The organism is Brachybacterium fresconis (assembly GCF_017876515.1).
GTDB classification, from domain to species: Bacteria; Actinomycetota; Actinomycetes; order Actinomycetales; family Dermabacteraceae; genus Brachybacterium; species Brachybacterium fresconis.
Genome location: NZ_JAGIOC010000001.1, coordinates 654880 through 671053, shown reverse-complemented (window position 1 = coordinate 671053; position 16174 = coordinate 654880). Strand labels below are relative to the sequence as shown.

Here is a 16174-nt window from a genome sequence, read left to right as displayed (position 1 = left end):
CGCTCAGCCGGCCAGCAGCACCGGCAGAGCCTCGACCTGACCTCCGACGCGGTAGGCGCGCGCCGGGTCGTAGGGCTCGAACCGCAGGTTCATCCCCGCTTCCGCGGGCGTCTTGGCAGCCTTGCGGTTGTTGCACTCCTTGCACGCCGAGACCAGGTTCAGCCACGAGGACTCCCCGCCCCGGGAGCGCGGCACGATGTGGTCGACCGTGGCCAGCAGCGCCTCGCAGGCCGGGGTCTTGGACACGCTGCGTCCGCAGTAGGCGCAGGTCCAGTGGTCGCGCTCGTGGACCGCGCGGAAGGAGAAGCCGATCGAGCGCTGTCCGGCACCCTCCACCCAGGCGCCGCTGAGCTCGCGGGTGAGCTCGAGGACCGTGGGGACGATCCGGTCCTCCACGATGGTCAGCTCGACGGGATCGGCGACCTCGCGGCGGATCATGCCGAAGGCGTGGCGCACGGTGGTGGTGTGCAGCAGCTCGCCGATGCCGGTCGCGACGTCGTATCCGAGGTTGTAGACCCTCACCACGGGCATCGTGCTCACCGCCTTCCGTCGGCCGTCCATCGAGTGTGGAAAGTGTGACCCGACGCACGTATGGTTCTCCACCGAATTCTGCCCGCTGCGGGTGTCCGGGACGCCGGTGATCGGTGTATGGCCTGGAAACTCTGCGTGTCGGCCCGTCGGCCGTTCCTCCGTCGCACGGCCGGACCTGCGCCCGCGCAACGATCTCGGAGCGCAGATCGTCGAGCAAAAACCCGGACGACGGCTCCGATCAATGGAAAAATGGTCACGACGCCCGACGGATCCGGCGTCACCACCCGTCACGCTGCAGCCCGGGGGAGCTCGTGGTCGCGGGCGGCTCGAGGCGACCTGAGGACGGCAGTGGGATTCGAACAGTTCGAGATCGTGGCCGTCGTGGCAGTGCTGATCATCGTCGCGGCGTCCTACTTCTCGACGCGGCTCGGGCTGGCCACGCCGATCATCCTGGTGATCGTCGGCCTCGGCGTGAGCCTCATCCCGGGGATGCCGGAGGTCCACCCGGCACCCGAGCTGATCCTGACGGTGGTGCTGCCGCCCCTGCTCTATTCGGCGGCGGTCAACATGCCGGTGATGGACTTCCGCCGTGACCTCAGCACGATCGGTGCGCTCTCCGTGGTGCTGGTGCTGGTCTCCGCCTTCGTCGTCGGCACCCTGCTCTGGGCGATCTTCCCGGACCTCAGCTACGCCGCCGCCGTCGCCGTGGGCGCGGTGGTCAGCCCACCGGACGCGGTCGCCGCGACCTCCATCGGCAAGCGTCTGGGCCTGCCCCCGCGACTGCTGACCATCCTCGAGGGCGAAGGCCTGGTCAACGACGCGACCGCTCTCGTGCTCCTGCGCACGGCCGTCGCCGCGACCGCCGGTGCTTTCTCCTTCTGGCACGCCGCCGGGGACTTCTTCTACGCCGTGGCCGTGGCGATCGTCGTCGGCACCGTCGTCGGCTTCGTCGCCGTGCGCATCCGCTCGAAGATCGACCAGCCGGTGCTGACCACCGCCATCTCCTTCGTGGTGCCGTTCATCGCCTTCCTGCCCGCCGAGCTCGCCCACGCCTCCGGGGTGCTCGCGGTGGTCGCGGCCGGGCTGGTCACCGGCGCCACCGGTGTGCGCCGGCTCAGCGTGGCCGACCGCAACGCCGAGCGCACCAACTGGCTGACCGCCCAGCTGCTGCTGGAGAACGGCGTGTTCCTGCTGATGGGCCTGCAGCTGATGACGTTGATCGACGACGTCTCGCACGACGGGCTGTCGGTCTGGAGCGCGGTGTGGATCGGGCTCGCGGTCACCGTCCTGCTCGGGGTCATCCGCACCGTCTTCGTGGTGCCGGTGGTGTTCACCGCCCGTCGGCGTCGATCCGACTACGCGGAGCGGGCGCGGCGTTTCTCCGAGGTGCTCGACCACGTCTCGACCGACGAGCGCCTGCGCTCCAATCCGCGCCGAGAGCGGCTCGAGCGCTGGCTGCAGCGCCGCCACGCAGATGCCCGCTTCTACGCCGGCAACGGATTGGGCTGGCGCGGCGGAGCGGTCCTGGCCTGGTCCGGCATGCGCGGCGTGGTCACGCTCGCCGCCGCGCAGTCGCTGCCCACCGACTTCCCGTACCGCACCCAGCTGGTCCTGGTCGCCTTCGTCGTCGCCCTGGTCACCCTCGTGGGCCAGGGCGGCACGCTGCCCCTGCTGATCCGGGTGCTCGGCATCCGCGGCACCGATGAGGAACGGGCCCGACGCGAGCTCTCGCTGCTGCTGTCCGAGGTCAACGAGGCCGCCGTCGGCCAGGTGGTCGACAATCCCGACCTGCGGCGCCGGGACGGCAGACCCTTCGACCCGGCGGTCCTCGAACGCGCCCGGCAGATGCATGACCGCATGACCAGTCCTCGGAGCGGGGGCCAGCAGCAGGATTCGGCCAAGGCCCAGCTCCCCGAGCTCCTGCAGCTGATCCTGGACGCCCAGCAGGACGCCCTGAACGAGGCGCGCTCGACCGGTTCCTACGACTCCAGCACCATCAAGCGCGCCCAGAAGCAGCTTGACCAGGGATACGTGCGCATCACGGGGGCCTGAGCCCGAGGACGGACGTTCTTCGTCGCCGAGTCTTGACAGCGCTCTCCACGTCGGGTCGTGTGGAGCGGTGCGAGTTCCCTCATGCCGGACCGGCCTGAGCGTGCCGCACACCCGCCCCACGGTGGACAATGTCCGCCGTTCCCCGGAGCGCACCACCCGGCACGGCCGCCGGATCTCGTGGTGCGCTCTGCCTTCTGAGAGGTACCGATGAAGTTCTTCCAGCGCCTGGGCAGATCTCTGATGCTGCCCGTGGCCGTACTCCCCGTCGCCGCGATCCTGAGCGGTATCGGCTACTGGATCATCAACGCGACCGGCGACGACGCCAACCTCGCCGGCGTCTTCTTCAAGACCGCCGGCGACGCGCTGCTGGACCATCTGCCGCTGCTGTTCGCCATCGGCATCTCCATCGGCATGGCCAGGAAATCCGACGGCACCTCCGCGCTCGCGGGCCTCGTCTCCTGGCTCATGGTGACGACGCTGCTGAAACCGGAGAACGTCGCGCTTTTCCGGGGCATCGGGGAGGATGCGGTCAACCCGGCCTTCGACAACCTCGAGAACGTGTTCGTCGGCATCATCTGCGGCCTCATCGGCGCCTGGGTGTACGACCACTTCAAGGACACGAAGCTGCCGGACGCCCTGTCCTTCTTCTCCGGCAAGCGCTCGGTCGCGATCATCACCGCCGGGATCTCGCTCGTCGTCGCCCTCGTGCTGTTCTTCGTCTGGCCCCTGGTGTACTCGGGTCTGGTCGGCTTCGGCGAGTTCATCCTCACCCTCGGCCCCGTCGGCGTGGGCATCTACGGCTTCTTCAACCGTCTGCTGATCCCGCTGGGCCTCCACCACGCCCTGAACTCCGTGTTCTGGTACGACGTCGCCGGGATCAACGACCTCGGCAACTTCCTCGACGCCACAGGCACCCACGGCGTGACCGGCCAGTACATGACCGGATTCTTCCCCATCATGATGCTCGGCCTGCCCGGTGCGGCGCTGGCGATGTACGTGACGGCGAAGACGGCCCGTCGCAAGGTCGCCGGCGGCGTGCTGCTCTCCAGCGCCATCGCCTCGTTCTTCGTGGGTGTCACCGAGCCGCTGGAGTTCTCCTTCATGTTCCTGGCTCCGGGCCTGTACGTGGTCCACGCGCTGTTCATGGGAATCTCCATGGGCGTCAGCGCCGCGCTGCCGGTGCGGATGGGCTTCGGATTCTCCGGCGGCTTCATCGACCTGGTGCTGGGCTGGGTGAACCCGATGGCGCAGAACCCCTGGGCGATCCCGCTGATGGGCGTGTTCTGGTTCGTCGTCTACTTCCTCGTCTTCCGTTTCATCATCCGCCGTTTCGACCTGAAGACCCCTGGTCGGGAGGATGACGAGGACCTCGTGGACGAGGATGACGCCGTCGCCCCCGGCGCGGACAAGTACCTCGTGACCGCCACCGCCTTCCTCGCCGCACTCGGCGGCCGGGAGAACATCATCGACCTCGAGAACTGCGCGACCCGTCTGCGCATGGAGGTCGCCGACACCACGGCGGTCGACGAGGCCGCCCTCAAGCGCGCCGGAGCCGCTGGCACCATGAAGCCGGGCGGACAGTCCGTCCAGGTCGTCTACGGCACCAGCGTCCAGTTCGTGAAGGACGCCATGGAGGACATCGTGACCGGGAAGAGGGAGCCGGTCGAGTCCGGGGAGCCGGGCGCCGTCGCGGACGCGACCGGGGGAGCGGACGGAAGCACCGCCACCGCGGTGCGCACGAGCTCCCTGGTCCGCCTGCGCCAGCCCGTGGCCGGCACCGTCGTGCCGCTGTCCGAGGTGCCGGATCCGACCTTCGCCGGGGGCATCATGGGTCCGGGCGTCGCGATCGAGCCGACCTCGGGCGAGGTCGTCGCCCCCGCCGCCGGGACCATCACCCACGTGTTCCCGACCGGCCACGCGGTGGCGCTCACCCTCGACGACGGCACCGAGGTGCTCGTCCACGTCGGCCTCGACACGGTGAAGCTGCAGGGCGAGGGCTTCACGACCCTCGTGGAGACCGGGGAGCACGTCACCGCCGGCACGCCGCTGCTGCGCGCAGACCTCTCGGCGATCCGCGTGGCGGGGTACGAGACGGTCACACCGGTGATCGTGCTCAACGACAAGGAGGCTCGGATCGAGCTGATCTGAGCGGACGCGCGGCCGGGACACCCGGACGCGGTGAACGGGGCGGCGGCCCGGTGGCGGGGGAGACCCCGACGCCGGGCCGCCGTCGTGCGTGGGCACATCGCGAACCTTCCTCCACACGGGGTGGTTATCCACAATTTAGGACGGGTTCACGAAACCACTGGTATTCGTCGAACGGAGCTTCTAAAATAGAGGGAACGACTCGGGCAGCAGAGGGGGTGCGGGATGGCCGCGAAAACATCGACGACGACGGGAATGTCGGCCGACTCGGCGCACGCAGCCGACTCGACAGACTCCGCTGAGTCAGCCGCGACCGACACCGCGCACGCTGCCGCGTCGGCGAAGGCTCCCCGCACGGCCGGGCCCCCGCGCACGCCGGTCCGCGCCCACACGCCGCTGGATCCGGACACCTTCGCCGCCCACTCGCACGTCGAACCCGGATGCGTCGAGGAGCAGCTCGCCCGAGAGCTGTTCGCCACCCATCACGAGGAGGCCCTGGCCTACGCCGGTCGCCTGCGGAAGCTCGCCATGCTCTGGGACGACACCAGCGAAGAGGGCGACATGAACGCGATCCTCGTCGCCGACGCGCGCCGGATCACGCTGGATCGGGCGCGCACGCTGCTGCGCGATGCCGCCACCGCCGTCGTCGACCTGCCCCACACGCTCGCCCGCCTCGAGGCAGGCCACCTCCCGGTCTCATGGTTCGAGCAGCTGCTGCGACGGACTCGTCGGCTCACCTCCGACCAGTGCCAGCAGGTCGACGACAGGGTCGCCGAGTGGGACCTGGAGAACATCACCGCGGATCGGTTCTCGCGGGAGCTGGGCAAGCTCATCGCCTGGTTCGGGATGGCGGCGGTCCGTGAGACGCCGCCCGAGCAGCGGGACGTCTCCCTCGAGATCAATCCTGATCACGACGGCACCGCCTGCCTGCTCGTCACCGGACCCATTCACGAGATGCTCGACCTCTCGCGCCGCCTCGACCTGGCAGCGCGCGCCGTCCAGAACGAGCAGCGCCATGCCGCGAAGGAGGGGCGCCCCGCGCCCTTCGACATCGACGGCGAGGTCGCCCGCACGGCATACCGCATGCCGCTGGCAGCCCTGCGCTACGCGATCCTCACCCGCACCATGCTCGAGACCTCGGGCGTCCAGGTGCCCCAGAGCCGCTTCCGCCTGCAGGTGATCGTCCCGGCCATGACCCTGCTGGGGGAGTCCGACGCCCCCGGCACCATCGACGGCACCATCCCGCTGCCCGCACGGATGGCCCGCCACCTCGCGGCCGACGAGCCCACCTGGTACCGGATCCTCACCGATCCCTCCGACGGTGCCTACCTTCCGCTGCCGCCGACGACGTACTCTCCGACCACCGCGATGGCCGAGCATCTCCGCCTGCTCGACCCGGTCTGCGCCGTGCCCGGCTGCACCAACAATGTGTGCACGATCGGCGAAGCGGACCATATCGAGGAATACGATCACAGGAATCCCGAGAAGGGCGGGCAGACCGCTCTCGAGAATCTTCATCGATTGTGTTGGACGCACCACGACATGAAAACCCGAGGGCTTCTCGACCCCGTCCGAGGACCGGATGGCACGACCACATGGCACATCGGTGATCGCGCCATCATCACCACCGACCAGAACCGGGATCTGCTGACCCCGGAACTCGCCGCGGCCCTCCAGAGCTCCTGGGAGGCGTACGAGGACATGCGGCTCGGGGACGATCTCCGCCTGCAAGGTCTCGGACTGCTCGAGGACACGGATCCGGCCGATGCGAGCGATCCGCCCGATGGTCCAGAGCCGGCCGATGGTGCAGTTCCTGCCGGGCCGGGAGACGCGTCCGGTGGCGCGGATCGTCCTGCGCTCGTCGGGGCGGCATCGTTCTCCGATCCGCCGTTCTGAGCGGTCTGTCTCGCCCGGCGTGCCCTGTGTGTACGCCACCAGGGAAACTTCGCCTCGTCCGGTGGCCGGATCCGCCCTGCACCGTCATGCTGGGGGCATGTCGGAGAACTCGCCCCGGGAGCGCTCCTCCCACGAACCGGACCCGGCCACGCAGGAGCAGTGGCAGCAGGAACGGGAACACGTGCTGTCCGAGTACGGCACCTGGCGACTGACCGCCGACGAGGACGCCCCCGCCGCCGATGAGGTGCGGACGCTCGAGACGCTGCTGCGGCTGAAGGCGGAGCAGCAGGCCAGTCCCGAACCCGGACTGTGGACCGAAGAGCTGGCCACCGAACTGCTCACCGAGGTCGTCCCGCGCACCGTCATCCAGCCCCGCGAGCATGCGATGGACATGGTCCCCACCCTCGGCCGCTTCTTCACCTATCTGGGACAGACCGGCCGCTGGGCCGCGGACTCCATGCCGCCGCAGGCCGCCCCCATGATGCTCTCGTCCCTCGAGTTCGCGACCCTCGAAGCAGCCGACGACCCCTCCCGCCGCTCCTTCTCCACGAACATCCTCGGCCACGGCCTCGCTCTCGGCGTGGACCTCGAGGACGACGACGAGCTGGCCGGGTACATGCACTGGTACAACTCACTGCCCGATGACGAACGGGTCGAGCTCAGCGATACCGGACGGCTGGACGACCCCACCGTGCCCTTCGACCGGGATGAATCGCTGCGGGCCGCGCGGGAGGAGAGCCTGCGCAGCAGCTCCTGGCCGTGGTTCCTGCCCGAGCTCGAGGACGGCGACGGCATCACGGTCACAGAGCTCGGCACCGACCAGGAGTCGCAGGTCTATGCCGACAACTCCTTCGTCGCCGTGGCCGCAGGCATCCTGGACCTGGTCGGCGACGGCAGCCGCAGAATCACCGGTACCCAGGCGCTGACCCGGACCGACTGCACCGCCCTGCTCGAGGCCACCGGGACGGCCCGCACCGTGCGCAGCATGTGGCAGCACCCCGAGATCGCCGGGCCCTGGATCACGCTGCTCGACGGCGGCTGGCTCAGCCTGACCGGCACCCGAGTGCGCCGCGAACCGGGCCCCGTCCCGTACGTGACGCGCAGCGATGATCCGGAGAAGTTCGTCGAGTTCGGCCACGCCGTGCTCACCGCGACGATGTTCGGCCGGGATGCCCGAGAGCCGGACGACGGCGGGTTCCGCGGCATGCCCGACACCCTCGCCGCGCTGCTGGTCGCCTGCAGCGAGCAGGGACTGGACCTCCACGAGAACCTCGACCGTGCCCCGCAGGAAGGCCGCGCCCAGGCGTCCGTCGAGCGCACCGCAGCAGAGCGCAGCGTCGAGGAATGGCAGCGGTGGTCGAATGTGCAGGTGGACCTGGATGCGCTCACCGAGTCGGGCGTCCTCACCCGCGACGGGGCGCGATACCGCGGCTCCGCGGCCGTGATGGCCGCCCTGGTGGCTCTCATCAAGGACCAGGAGACGCACGGGTCCGGGACCGACTGAGCGGGGGCATCACAGATGGGACCGCGTCGCGGTCATTGGCCCTCGAGACCACAATGGTGGGATGACCGACGACTCCGGCACCGCCCCGTACGAGTTCTCGACCGACGACTCCCGCCTCGATCACGCGTGGATCCACCAGGTGCTCAGCACGCTGACCTATTGGGCGGCCGGCCGGGAGAGGGCGGCCCAGGACCGCATCATCGAGACGTCCCGCAACTACGGGCTCTACGAGGTTGCGACCGGGCGGCAGGTCGCCTACGCCCGGATCGTCACCGATCAGGTGACCTTCGCGTGGCTGGCCGACGTCATCGTCGATCCTGTGCACCGTCGGCGCGGGCTCGCTCGGGAGCTGATCGACCAGGTGCTGGAGGATCTCGCGCCGCTGGGGCTGAAGCGCGTCGTGCTCAAGGCCTCGGCCGAGGGGAGAGCGCTCTACGAACAGCGGGGGTGGAACGAGCTCGAAGGCGCCGAGGACTGGCTGGAGCTGCGACGGGGCTGAGGGGCCATGGGGCGTGGACTCGCCTCCCCCTGGCGTATGCCCAGTCTATGCCCCGGTACGGGGCTTGCGGCAAGGCCCCTTCGGTGCGCAAGAATCACTCGTTCGTGCGGCCCGACGGCCCGCGACGGAGCACCATCACCGGGGGAGACATGACGCAGACCAGCACCTTCGACCTGCCCGCACGCACGCGGCGCAAAGCCGCTGTAGAGCGCGTCAGCCGCGACGAGGAGCAGTTCCGTGCGATCGCCGCAGCGCTGGCCGCCGACATCGGCGACGTCCGCCGAGCTCTCGACGCCGCCCTTGCGCACCAGACCGGGGATGCCCAGGGGCGGGTCGAGCGTGACGCGAAGGTCGCCCACTTCCGCACTCGCCTGCGGGGTCTGGAGAGCTTCCGACTCGACGCGGTCCTGGGCCGGATGACCCCGGCCGACGGGTCCGAGCCGATCTACGTCGGCCGTCTCGCCGTGCACGGCGGGGACGGGAAGCCGTTGCTGGTGGACTGGCGCTCCCCGGCCGCCGAGCCCTTCTTCGCCGCCACCCGCGCCGACCCGCAGGGTCTGGCCTCCCGCCGCCGCTACCGCTGGTCGGGCGGACGGGTCCGGGACTACTGGGATGAGACCCTGATCTCGGTCGAGGGAGAGGACCTGACCGGGGCGGATGAGGTGGCCTCGGATACCGCCCTCGACACCGAATCCGCGCTGCTGGCCACCCTGAACCGGGCGCGGAGTCCTCAGATGGAGTCCGTGCTGACCACTCTGGCCGCGGACCAGGACGCCATCATCCGCGCGAGCGCCCGCCGCCCGCTGGTGGTCGACGGCGGCCCCGGCACCGGCAAGACCGTCGTCGCCCTGCACCGCGCCGCGTACCTGCTGTACAGCGACCCGCGCCTGCGCGACCGCCGGGGCGGGGTGCTGTTCGTCGGCCCCCACCACCCCTACCTCCGCTATGTCGCCGACGTGCTGCCCAGCCTCGGCGAGGACGACGTGCGCACCTGCACTCTCGCGGACCTGGTGCCGGAGGGGGAGAACGCCGGGCCCGAGCCCGATCCGCACCTCGCCGCGCTGAAGGCGACCTCGACGCTGGTGGAGGCGATCGAGCCCGCCGTCGCCCTGTACGAGGAACCGCCGCGCGGTGACCACCAGCTGGAGACGGACTGGGGCGCGGTGCTCCTGGGCGAGGAGGACTTCGCCGAGGCCTTCGATGCCGTCGCTTCCGCCACGGCGCACAACCTCGCCCGCGAGGAGATCTGGGAGGAGCTCGCCGAGATCGTCGCCGCACAGCTCGCCGACGCATACGACGAGCACCCCGATCTGCGCCAGGTGCGCACGGCGCTGTCCTACGACGAGGAGCTGGTGACCCTCGTGCACCGTGCGTGGCCGATCCTGCGGGCCACCGACCTCGTCGGCGACCTCTTCGAGGTCCCCGCCTACCTGCGGCGCTGCGCCCCGAGCCTCACGGCGCAGCAGGTCGCGCTGCTGCAGCGGACCGACCCCCGTTCGTGGACCGAGGCGGACCTCCCGCTGCTGGACGCCGCCCGGCACCGCCTCGGGGATCCCGGGTCCGACGCGCGCCGTCGCCGCCAGGAGACCGCCCGCCGCGAGACGGTGGACGAGGTCGAGCTCATGGTCGACTACCTCATCGACTCCGACAGCTCGGACATGCAGGAGATGTCCATGCTCCGCGGCCAGGACCTGAAGAACGCTCTCGAGGACGCGACCGCCGTGGAGATCGCCCCGCCGGACGAGCTGGCCGGGCCCTTCGCCCATGTCATCGTCGACGAGGCGCAGGAGCTCACCGACGCCCAATGGGCGATGATCCTGCGCCGCTGCCCCTCCCGCAGCCTCACCCTCGTCGGAGACCGCGCCCAGGCCGCGCACGGATTCCCCGACACCTGGCGCGAGCACCTCGGTCGGATCGGCCTGGACCGGATGGAGCTCACGGAGCTGTCGATCAACTACCGCACCCCGCGGGAGATCATGGAGCAGGCGGCGCCGGTGATCCGCGCCGAGCTGCCGGACGCGAACGTGCCCACCTCCATCCGGGAGTCCGGCCTGCCCGTCCGCCATGGTCGCACCCAGCAGCTCGAGGAGATCCTCGAGACCTGGCTCGCCGAGCACGCGGAGGGGACGGCCGGCGTGATCGGGCACCCCACCCTCGCCTCGACCACCCGTGTCGCGGCGCTCACCCCACGGCTGGCCAAAGGGCTCGAGTTCGATCTCGTGGTGCTGGTGGATCCCGGGGACTTCGGCGAAGGACTGCCGGGCGCGGCGGCCCGCTACGTGGCGATGACCCGGGCGACGGCGGAGCTGGTGGTGCTCACGAGCGCATGATCATCGCCGCTCCACCCGGTGACCGGCGCAAGCCCTGTGGTCACCGAATCGGCTGTCCGTGGGCAGATTCCCACGTGAGCACACGAACGTGGCAGGCTGGGCTGGACGAGCACGGCAGGACGTCCTGCCCGCCTGCTCACCTCTTCACCGACCGCCCAGGAGCGACCCGATGACGCTGCGCGCCAGCACGCACGACGGCACCCACCCCCGTCCCACGATGATGCGCGAGGATTGGACCTCGCTCGACGGAGACTGGGGCTTCGCCCACGACGACGCCGACGCGGGGCTGACCGAGCGCTGGTACGAGCCGGACCGCTCCGAACACTTCGACCGCACGATCACGGTGCCCTTCGTGCCGGAGTCCGAGGCCTCCGGGATCCACGACACCGGCTTCCACCCCATCGTGTGGTACCGCCGCACGATCACCGCGGTCCCGACGCCGGGGCGGCGGAGCCTGCTGCACCTCGGCGCCGTCGACCATGAGGCCCATGTGTGGGTCGACGGGCAACTGGCCGGCCATCACGTCGGCGGCCAGACCGCCTTCACCTGCGATCTCACGGATCTGCTGGACGCGGGGGAGGAGCACGTGGTGGTGGTCCGCGCGTTCGACGACCCCCACGACGTCGAGCTGCCGCGCGGCAAGCAGGACTGGCGCGAGCAGCCCCATGGCATCTGGTATCACCGCTCCACCGGCATCTGGCGCAGCGTCTGGCTGGAGACCGTCCCCGAGCAGCACCTGACGAGCTTCCAGTGGGACGTCGACATGCCGCGCGCCCGGGTCGACGTGAGCCTGCGCCTGGCGCAGCGCCCCGAACCCGGCACCACGGTGCGGATCGCCCTCGCGGCGGGGGAGGAGTCGCTCGGCGCGGTGGAGGTCGCCGCCCACGATCCGCGGGTCGAGACCACGGTCGACGTGCCCGCCGTCCGCAACACCCAGGACCGCGATCGACTGCTGTGGCGCCCCGAGCACCCTGCGCTGATCGACGTCACCCTCGAGGTGCTCGTGGGCGGCGTGGTCGTCGACACGGCGGCGAGCTACCTCGGTCTGCGCACCACCGGCATCGACCGGGGCAGATTCCTGCTCAACGGGGAGCCGTACTTCGTGCGCTCCGTGCTCGAACAGGGCTATTGGCCCACCTCCCAGCTCACCGCCCCGAGCCTCGCGGCGTACCGCCAGGAGGTCGAGCTGATCAAGGAGCTCGGCTTCACCGCCGCCCGCATCCACCAGAAGGTCGAGGACCCCCGCTTCCTGTTCTGGGCCGACAAGCTCGGCCTGCTGATCTGGGGCGAGACCGCGAACGCCTACACCTATTCCCCCCGTGCCGTCGCCGCGATCACGGCGGAGTGGACCGAGATCGTCGAACAGGTGCGCGCCCATCCGTCGGTCGTCACCTGGGTGCCGATGAACGAGTCCTGGGGCGTGCGCGATCTCGCCGACCACGCCCCGCAGAAGGACCTCACGATCGCGCTCACCGCGCTCACCCGGGCCCTGGACCCGAGCCGGCCCGTGGTCGCCAACGACGGCTACGAGATCACCGGCGGGGACATCCTCGCCCTGCACGACTACACCACCGACGCCGACGTGCTCGCGCGCCGCTACACCGACGAGGCCGCGGTGGGGGAGGTGCTCGCCGGCCGCGGCCCCCAGGGGCGCCGACCCATCGACGACGCCGCCGTCGCTCTCGCCGACGGCGCCCCGGTGATGATCACCGAGTTCGGCGGCGTCGCCTACGCCGCCGAGGGCACCTGGGGGTACGCGACCGTGACCACCGCCGAGGAGTTCGCGGAGAAGGTCTCCGGCCTGTTCGCAGCGCTGAACGGGACCCCCGTCCTGGCCGGGCACTGCTACACCCAGCTCACCGACACGCTCCAGGAGGCCAACGGCCTGGCCGACGCGGACCGCCGGCCGAAGCTCGATCCCGCGGTGATCCGGGCGTTCGTCACCGGGCGTCCCTGAGCTCGCGAGCCGCCCCGACGCAGCGCAGGAGCCGCCCCACCGTGACGGTGGTGCGGCTCCTGGAGGTCGCGGACGGTCGCTCCGGCGGCCGGGCGCGTCAGCGGATGCCGCGCATGCCCTTTCCGACGGGCTTGGCGACCGCCAGCATGATCAGCCCGATCACGATGGTCACCGCGCCGAGCACGCCGAAGTAGGTGCCCTCGGTCTCGGCAGAATAGAACTGCGCCAGCGAGCCGGACAGCGAGGTGCCCAGCGCGACCGACAGGTTGTACAGCGCCATCATCATCACCGGGAACGCCGCGGGAGCCAGCTTGGTCGCCAGCGACAGCCCCACCGGCGAAAGCGACAGCTCGCCGAGCGTGGCCACCAGCATGATCATCGCGACCCACAGGACCGGCACCGAGGCCACCGGCACCATCGGCAGGAACAGCAGGAAGGCCGAGCCCATCAGCATGATGCCGATCGCGAACTTCACCGGGGTGCCGGGCTGACGGGTGCCGAGCTTCGTCCACAGCGCCGCGAACAGCGGGGCCAGCACGATGATGAAGAACGGGTTGAAGGACTGCACCCACGGGATCGGCATCTCCCACTCGCCCAGGAAGGGCAGCTGCAGCGCACGGTCCAGGCGGTTGTCCGAGTACAGCGTGATCACCGTGAACTGCTGCTGGAACAGGGCGAAGAACGCCGTGGTGCCGATGAACAGCGGGATGAACGCGACCACGCGGGAGCGCTCGTCGGCGCTGATCTTGCGAGATCTCAGCAGGAAGGCGAACAGGGCGATGGCCCCGACCAGCGACAGGCCCACCATGATGTTCGCGAGGTTGTCGGGGGTGATCACGCCGCTGAGGACGAGGATGAGCACCACCAGCACGACCACCACGGCGATGCCCGCCCACAGCGGGCGCTGGGCGCGCGGCAGCGGATCCGGCACGGTGTGCACCGTCGTCGGCAGATTGTGTCGGGTGAGCAGGTACTGGGCCAGGCCGATCGCCATGCCGATCGCGGCCAGGCCGAAGCCGAGGTGGAAGCCCCATTCCTTCTGCGCGAACCCGGTGATCAGCGGGCCCAGCAGGCCGCCGATGTTCACGCCCATGTAGTAGATGGAGAAGCCGGCGTCGCGCCGCGTGTCGTGGAGGTCGTAGAGCGAGCCGACCAGGGTGGCGGCGGTCGCCTTCAGCCCGCCGGAGCCGATGCCCACCAGCAGCAGGCCGGTGACCAGCCCGGGTACGCCGGGCAGCAGGGCCAGCGAGATGTGGCCCAGCATGATCATCACGGCGCTGGCGAACAGGGTCCGCTCCGGGCCCAGCAGCCGGTCCGAGACCAGCGCGCCCAGGATGCAGAAGACGTAGACCGAGCCGCCGTAGGCGCCGACGATGCTCGCGGCGACCGTCGGATCGATCCCCAGACCACCCTGGGTGGTCTTGAAGTACATGTAGATCGCGAGGATGCCCTGCATCCCGTAGAAGCTGAACCGCTCCCACAGCTCGACGCTGAACAGATTCGCCAACGGCCCCGGCTGGCCCATGAAGGTCCGGCCCGAGGGATTGTGCTCGTCCGTGCCGACCACGTCGGTGGCCACCGGATCAGAGGGGTCTGAGTCATTCACGGTGATCGATCCTGCGCCACCTTCCCGGTGCTCGGCAATCCCCTGGGAGCGGATGTGACCGGTCAGTCGCCCGGACAGATGTCAGAGAACTGCGGGCGCGGCCAGGATCTCTCAGGAGCCCGGGGACAGATCCGGCGTCCCGCGCAGGCCGAACTCGTGGCGCAGCACCCGGCGCGCGGCGTGCCAGCCGTTCATCCCGTGCACCCCCGGCCCCGGCGGAGTGGCCGCAGAGCACAGGTACCAGCTCGTCGCACCCAGACGGTACGGATCCCAGCGGGGGGTGGGTCGGGCGATCATGGACGCCATCGTCACCCCGCCCATGGTGATGTCTCCGCCGACGAGAGCCGGATTGTGGTGGGCCATGTCGGCGGCGCTGATCCCGCGCGAGCTCACGATGACGTCCCGGAACTCCGGGGCGAAGCGCTCGATCTGCCGCGTGACCAGCTCGGTGGGATCGCTCGGGTCTCCGGCGGGAACGTGGGCGTAGCTCCACAGCGGGCGCAGCTCGCCTCCGCGGCGGGAGGGGTCGGCGACCGACGGGTCGCTGACCAGTGTCACCGGATGATCAGGCAGGCGGCCCGCCGCGACCTCGGCCTCCGCCGCGGCCATCTGGGCGCGGGTGCCGCCCAGGTGCTGGGTCCCGGCCCGTCCCACCTCGGCGTCCCGCCAGGGCACCGGGCCGGAGAGGACGAAGTCGACCTTCGCGGCGGCGTCGCCGTGGCCGAAGCCGCGCAGCGCGGACTCGAGGGAGCGGGGGAGTCGGTTGGCGAGGATGTCCGCGGCGGCCCCGGCGGTGGTGTCCAGCAGCACGGCACGGGCGGGCGGCACGTCCCGCCAGGTGCGCACCCGGTGACCGGTGACGATCTCACCGCCGTGCGCCCGGAGGTCCGCGGTCAGCGCGTCGATGATCGACTGCGAGCCGCCGACGGGGATCGGCCAGCCGGCCCCGTGCGCGATCGTGCCCAGCAGCGCGGAGGTGGCGGCCAGTCCCAGCGAGGGGATCCGGCCGATCGCATGGGCCGCGACCCCGCCGAGCAGGGCACGGGCCCGCTCGGTCCGCAGCGGCAGGTCCCAGGCCGGGGAGCCCTGCAGGCCGACCAGGGCGCCGAAGAGCGGGGCGATCGCGAGCGTGTGCGGCGTGGTCAGGAGCGCACGCGGGATCGAGCGCTTGTCGCCGAGGGCGAGCTCTGCCACCAGGTCCTGGTGGCGCGCCAGGGTGCCGAGCGTCGCGCGCCAGGTCGGGCCGTCGGCGCCGAGCCCCTCGGCGGTGCGGTCCGCGTCGTGCCAGGCGATCGCCGCGGGCTCGTCGTCCAGCGGCTGCGCGTAGGAGGCCTCGGGGGCGATCAGGTCCACCCCGCGGGCTCCCAGGTCGAAAGCTTCGAAGAACGGGCTGGCCAGCGCCAGCGGATGCACGGCGGAGCACAGGTCGTGGACGATCCCGTCGGCCAGGCCGAGGTCCAGGGTCCGGGCTCCGCCGCCGATCGTGTCCTGGCTCTCGAGCACCTGGATGCGCAGACCGGCCCGGGCCAGGGTCACCGCCGCGGCGAGACCATTGGGACCGGAGCCGACGACGACAGCATCGAGGGCCGGGGACGGATGCGCGCTCATCGTCCCAGCCTAGACGGCCGATGCCTGTCCGATGGGCGGTCGAGAC

Annotated in this window: 10 protein-coding genes; 7 read left to right on the top strand and 3 right to left on the bottom strand. The window is 70.7% G+C overall.

Annotated elements, in window-relative coordinates; translation table 11 throughout:
* Nucleotides 1–3: 3 nt before the first annotated feature.
* Nucleotides 4–531, bottom strand: a complete 528-nt coding sequence (locus JOF44_RS03000; protein WP_209895641.1) for an HNH endonuclease — start codon at nt 529–531, stop codon at nt 4–6.
* Between the two features lie 348 nt (nt 532–879).
* Between JOF44_RS03000 and JOF44_RS02995 the strand changes: the two genes are divergently transcribed.
* From JOF44_RS02995 to JOF44_RS02965, 7 genes are all read left to right on the top strand, one after another.
* Nucleotides 880–2583 (top strand): cation:proton antiporter, encoded by a 1704-nt coding sequence (locus tag JOF44_RS02995; protein ID WP_342591648.1) that lies wholly within the window; start codon nt 880–882, stop codon nt 2581–2583.
* A gap of 207 nt (nt 2584–2790) precedes the next feature.
* Nucleotides 2791–4731, top strand: coding sequence for an N-acetylglucosamine-specific PTS transporter subunit IIBC (gene nagE, locus JOF44_RS02990; RefSeq protein WP_209887212.1), 1941 nt, complete (start codon nt 2791–2793; stop codon nt 4729–4731).
* A gap of 222 nt (nt 4732–4953) precedes the next feature.
* On the top strand, nt 4954–6624 hold the full coding sequence (locus JOF44_RS02985) for an HNH endonuclease signature motif containing protein (RefSeq protein WP_209887210.1): 1671 nt from the start codon (nt 4954–4956) through the stop codon (nt 6622–6624).
* Between the two features lie 97 nt (nt 6625–6721).
* Nucleotides 6722–8128: a hypothetical protein gene (locus tag JOF44_RS02980; protein WP_245348829.1), complete on the top strand. Its 1407-nt coding sequence runs from the start codon at nt 6722–6724 to the stop codon at nt 8126–8128.
* Nucleotides 8129–8189: 61 nt separating this feature from the next.
* Nucleotides 8190–8627, top strand: a complete 438-nt coding sequence (locus JOF44_RS02975; protein ID WP_209887207.1) for a GNAT family N-acetyltransferase — start codon at nt 8190–8192, stop codon at nt 8625–8627.
* 149 nt (nt 8628–8776) lie between these two features.
* Nucleotides 8777–10957 (top strand): RNA polymerase recycling motor ATPase HelR, encoded by a 2181-nt coding sequence (gene helR, locus JOF44_RS02970; RefSeq protein WP_209887204.1) that lies wholly within the window; start codon nt 8777–8779, stop codon nt 10955–10957.
* 169 nt (nt 10958–11126) lie between these two features.
* The gene (locus tag JOF44_RS02965; RefSeq protein WP_209887201.1) at nt 11127–12914 is read left to right on the top strand and encodes a glycoside hydrolase family 2 protein; all 1788 of its coding nucleotides are present in this window, start codon (nt 11127–11129) and stop codon (nt 12912–12914) included.
* Nucleotides 12915–13011: 97 nt separating this feature from the next.
* Here JOF44_RS02965 and JOF44_RS02960 read toward each other — a convergent pair whose 3' ends face one another.
* Both JOF44_RS02960 and JOF44_RS02955 read right to left on the bottom strand, forming a co-directional pair.
* Entirely contained in the window at nt 13012–14439 is a 1428-nt protein-coding gene (locus tag JOF44_RS02960; protein WP_209895638.1) for a peptide MFS transporter, read from the bottom strand.
* A 192-nt stretch (nt 14440–14631) separates the two neighbouring features.
* Complete coding sequence (locus JOF44_RS02955) at nt 14632–16128, bottom strand: phytoene desaturase family protein (protein WP_209887198.1); 1497 nt, start codon at nt 16126–16128, stop codon at nt 14632–14634.
* Nucleotides 16129–16174 lie beyond the last annotated feature (46 nt).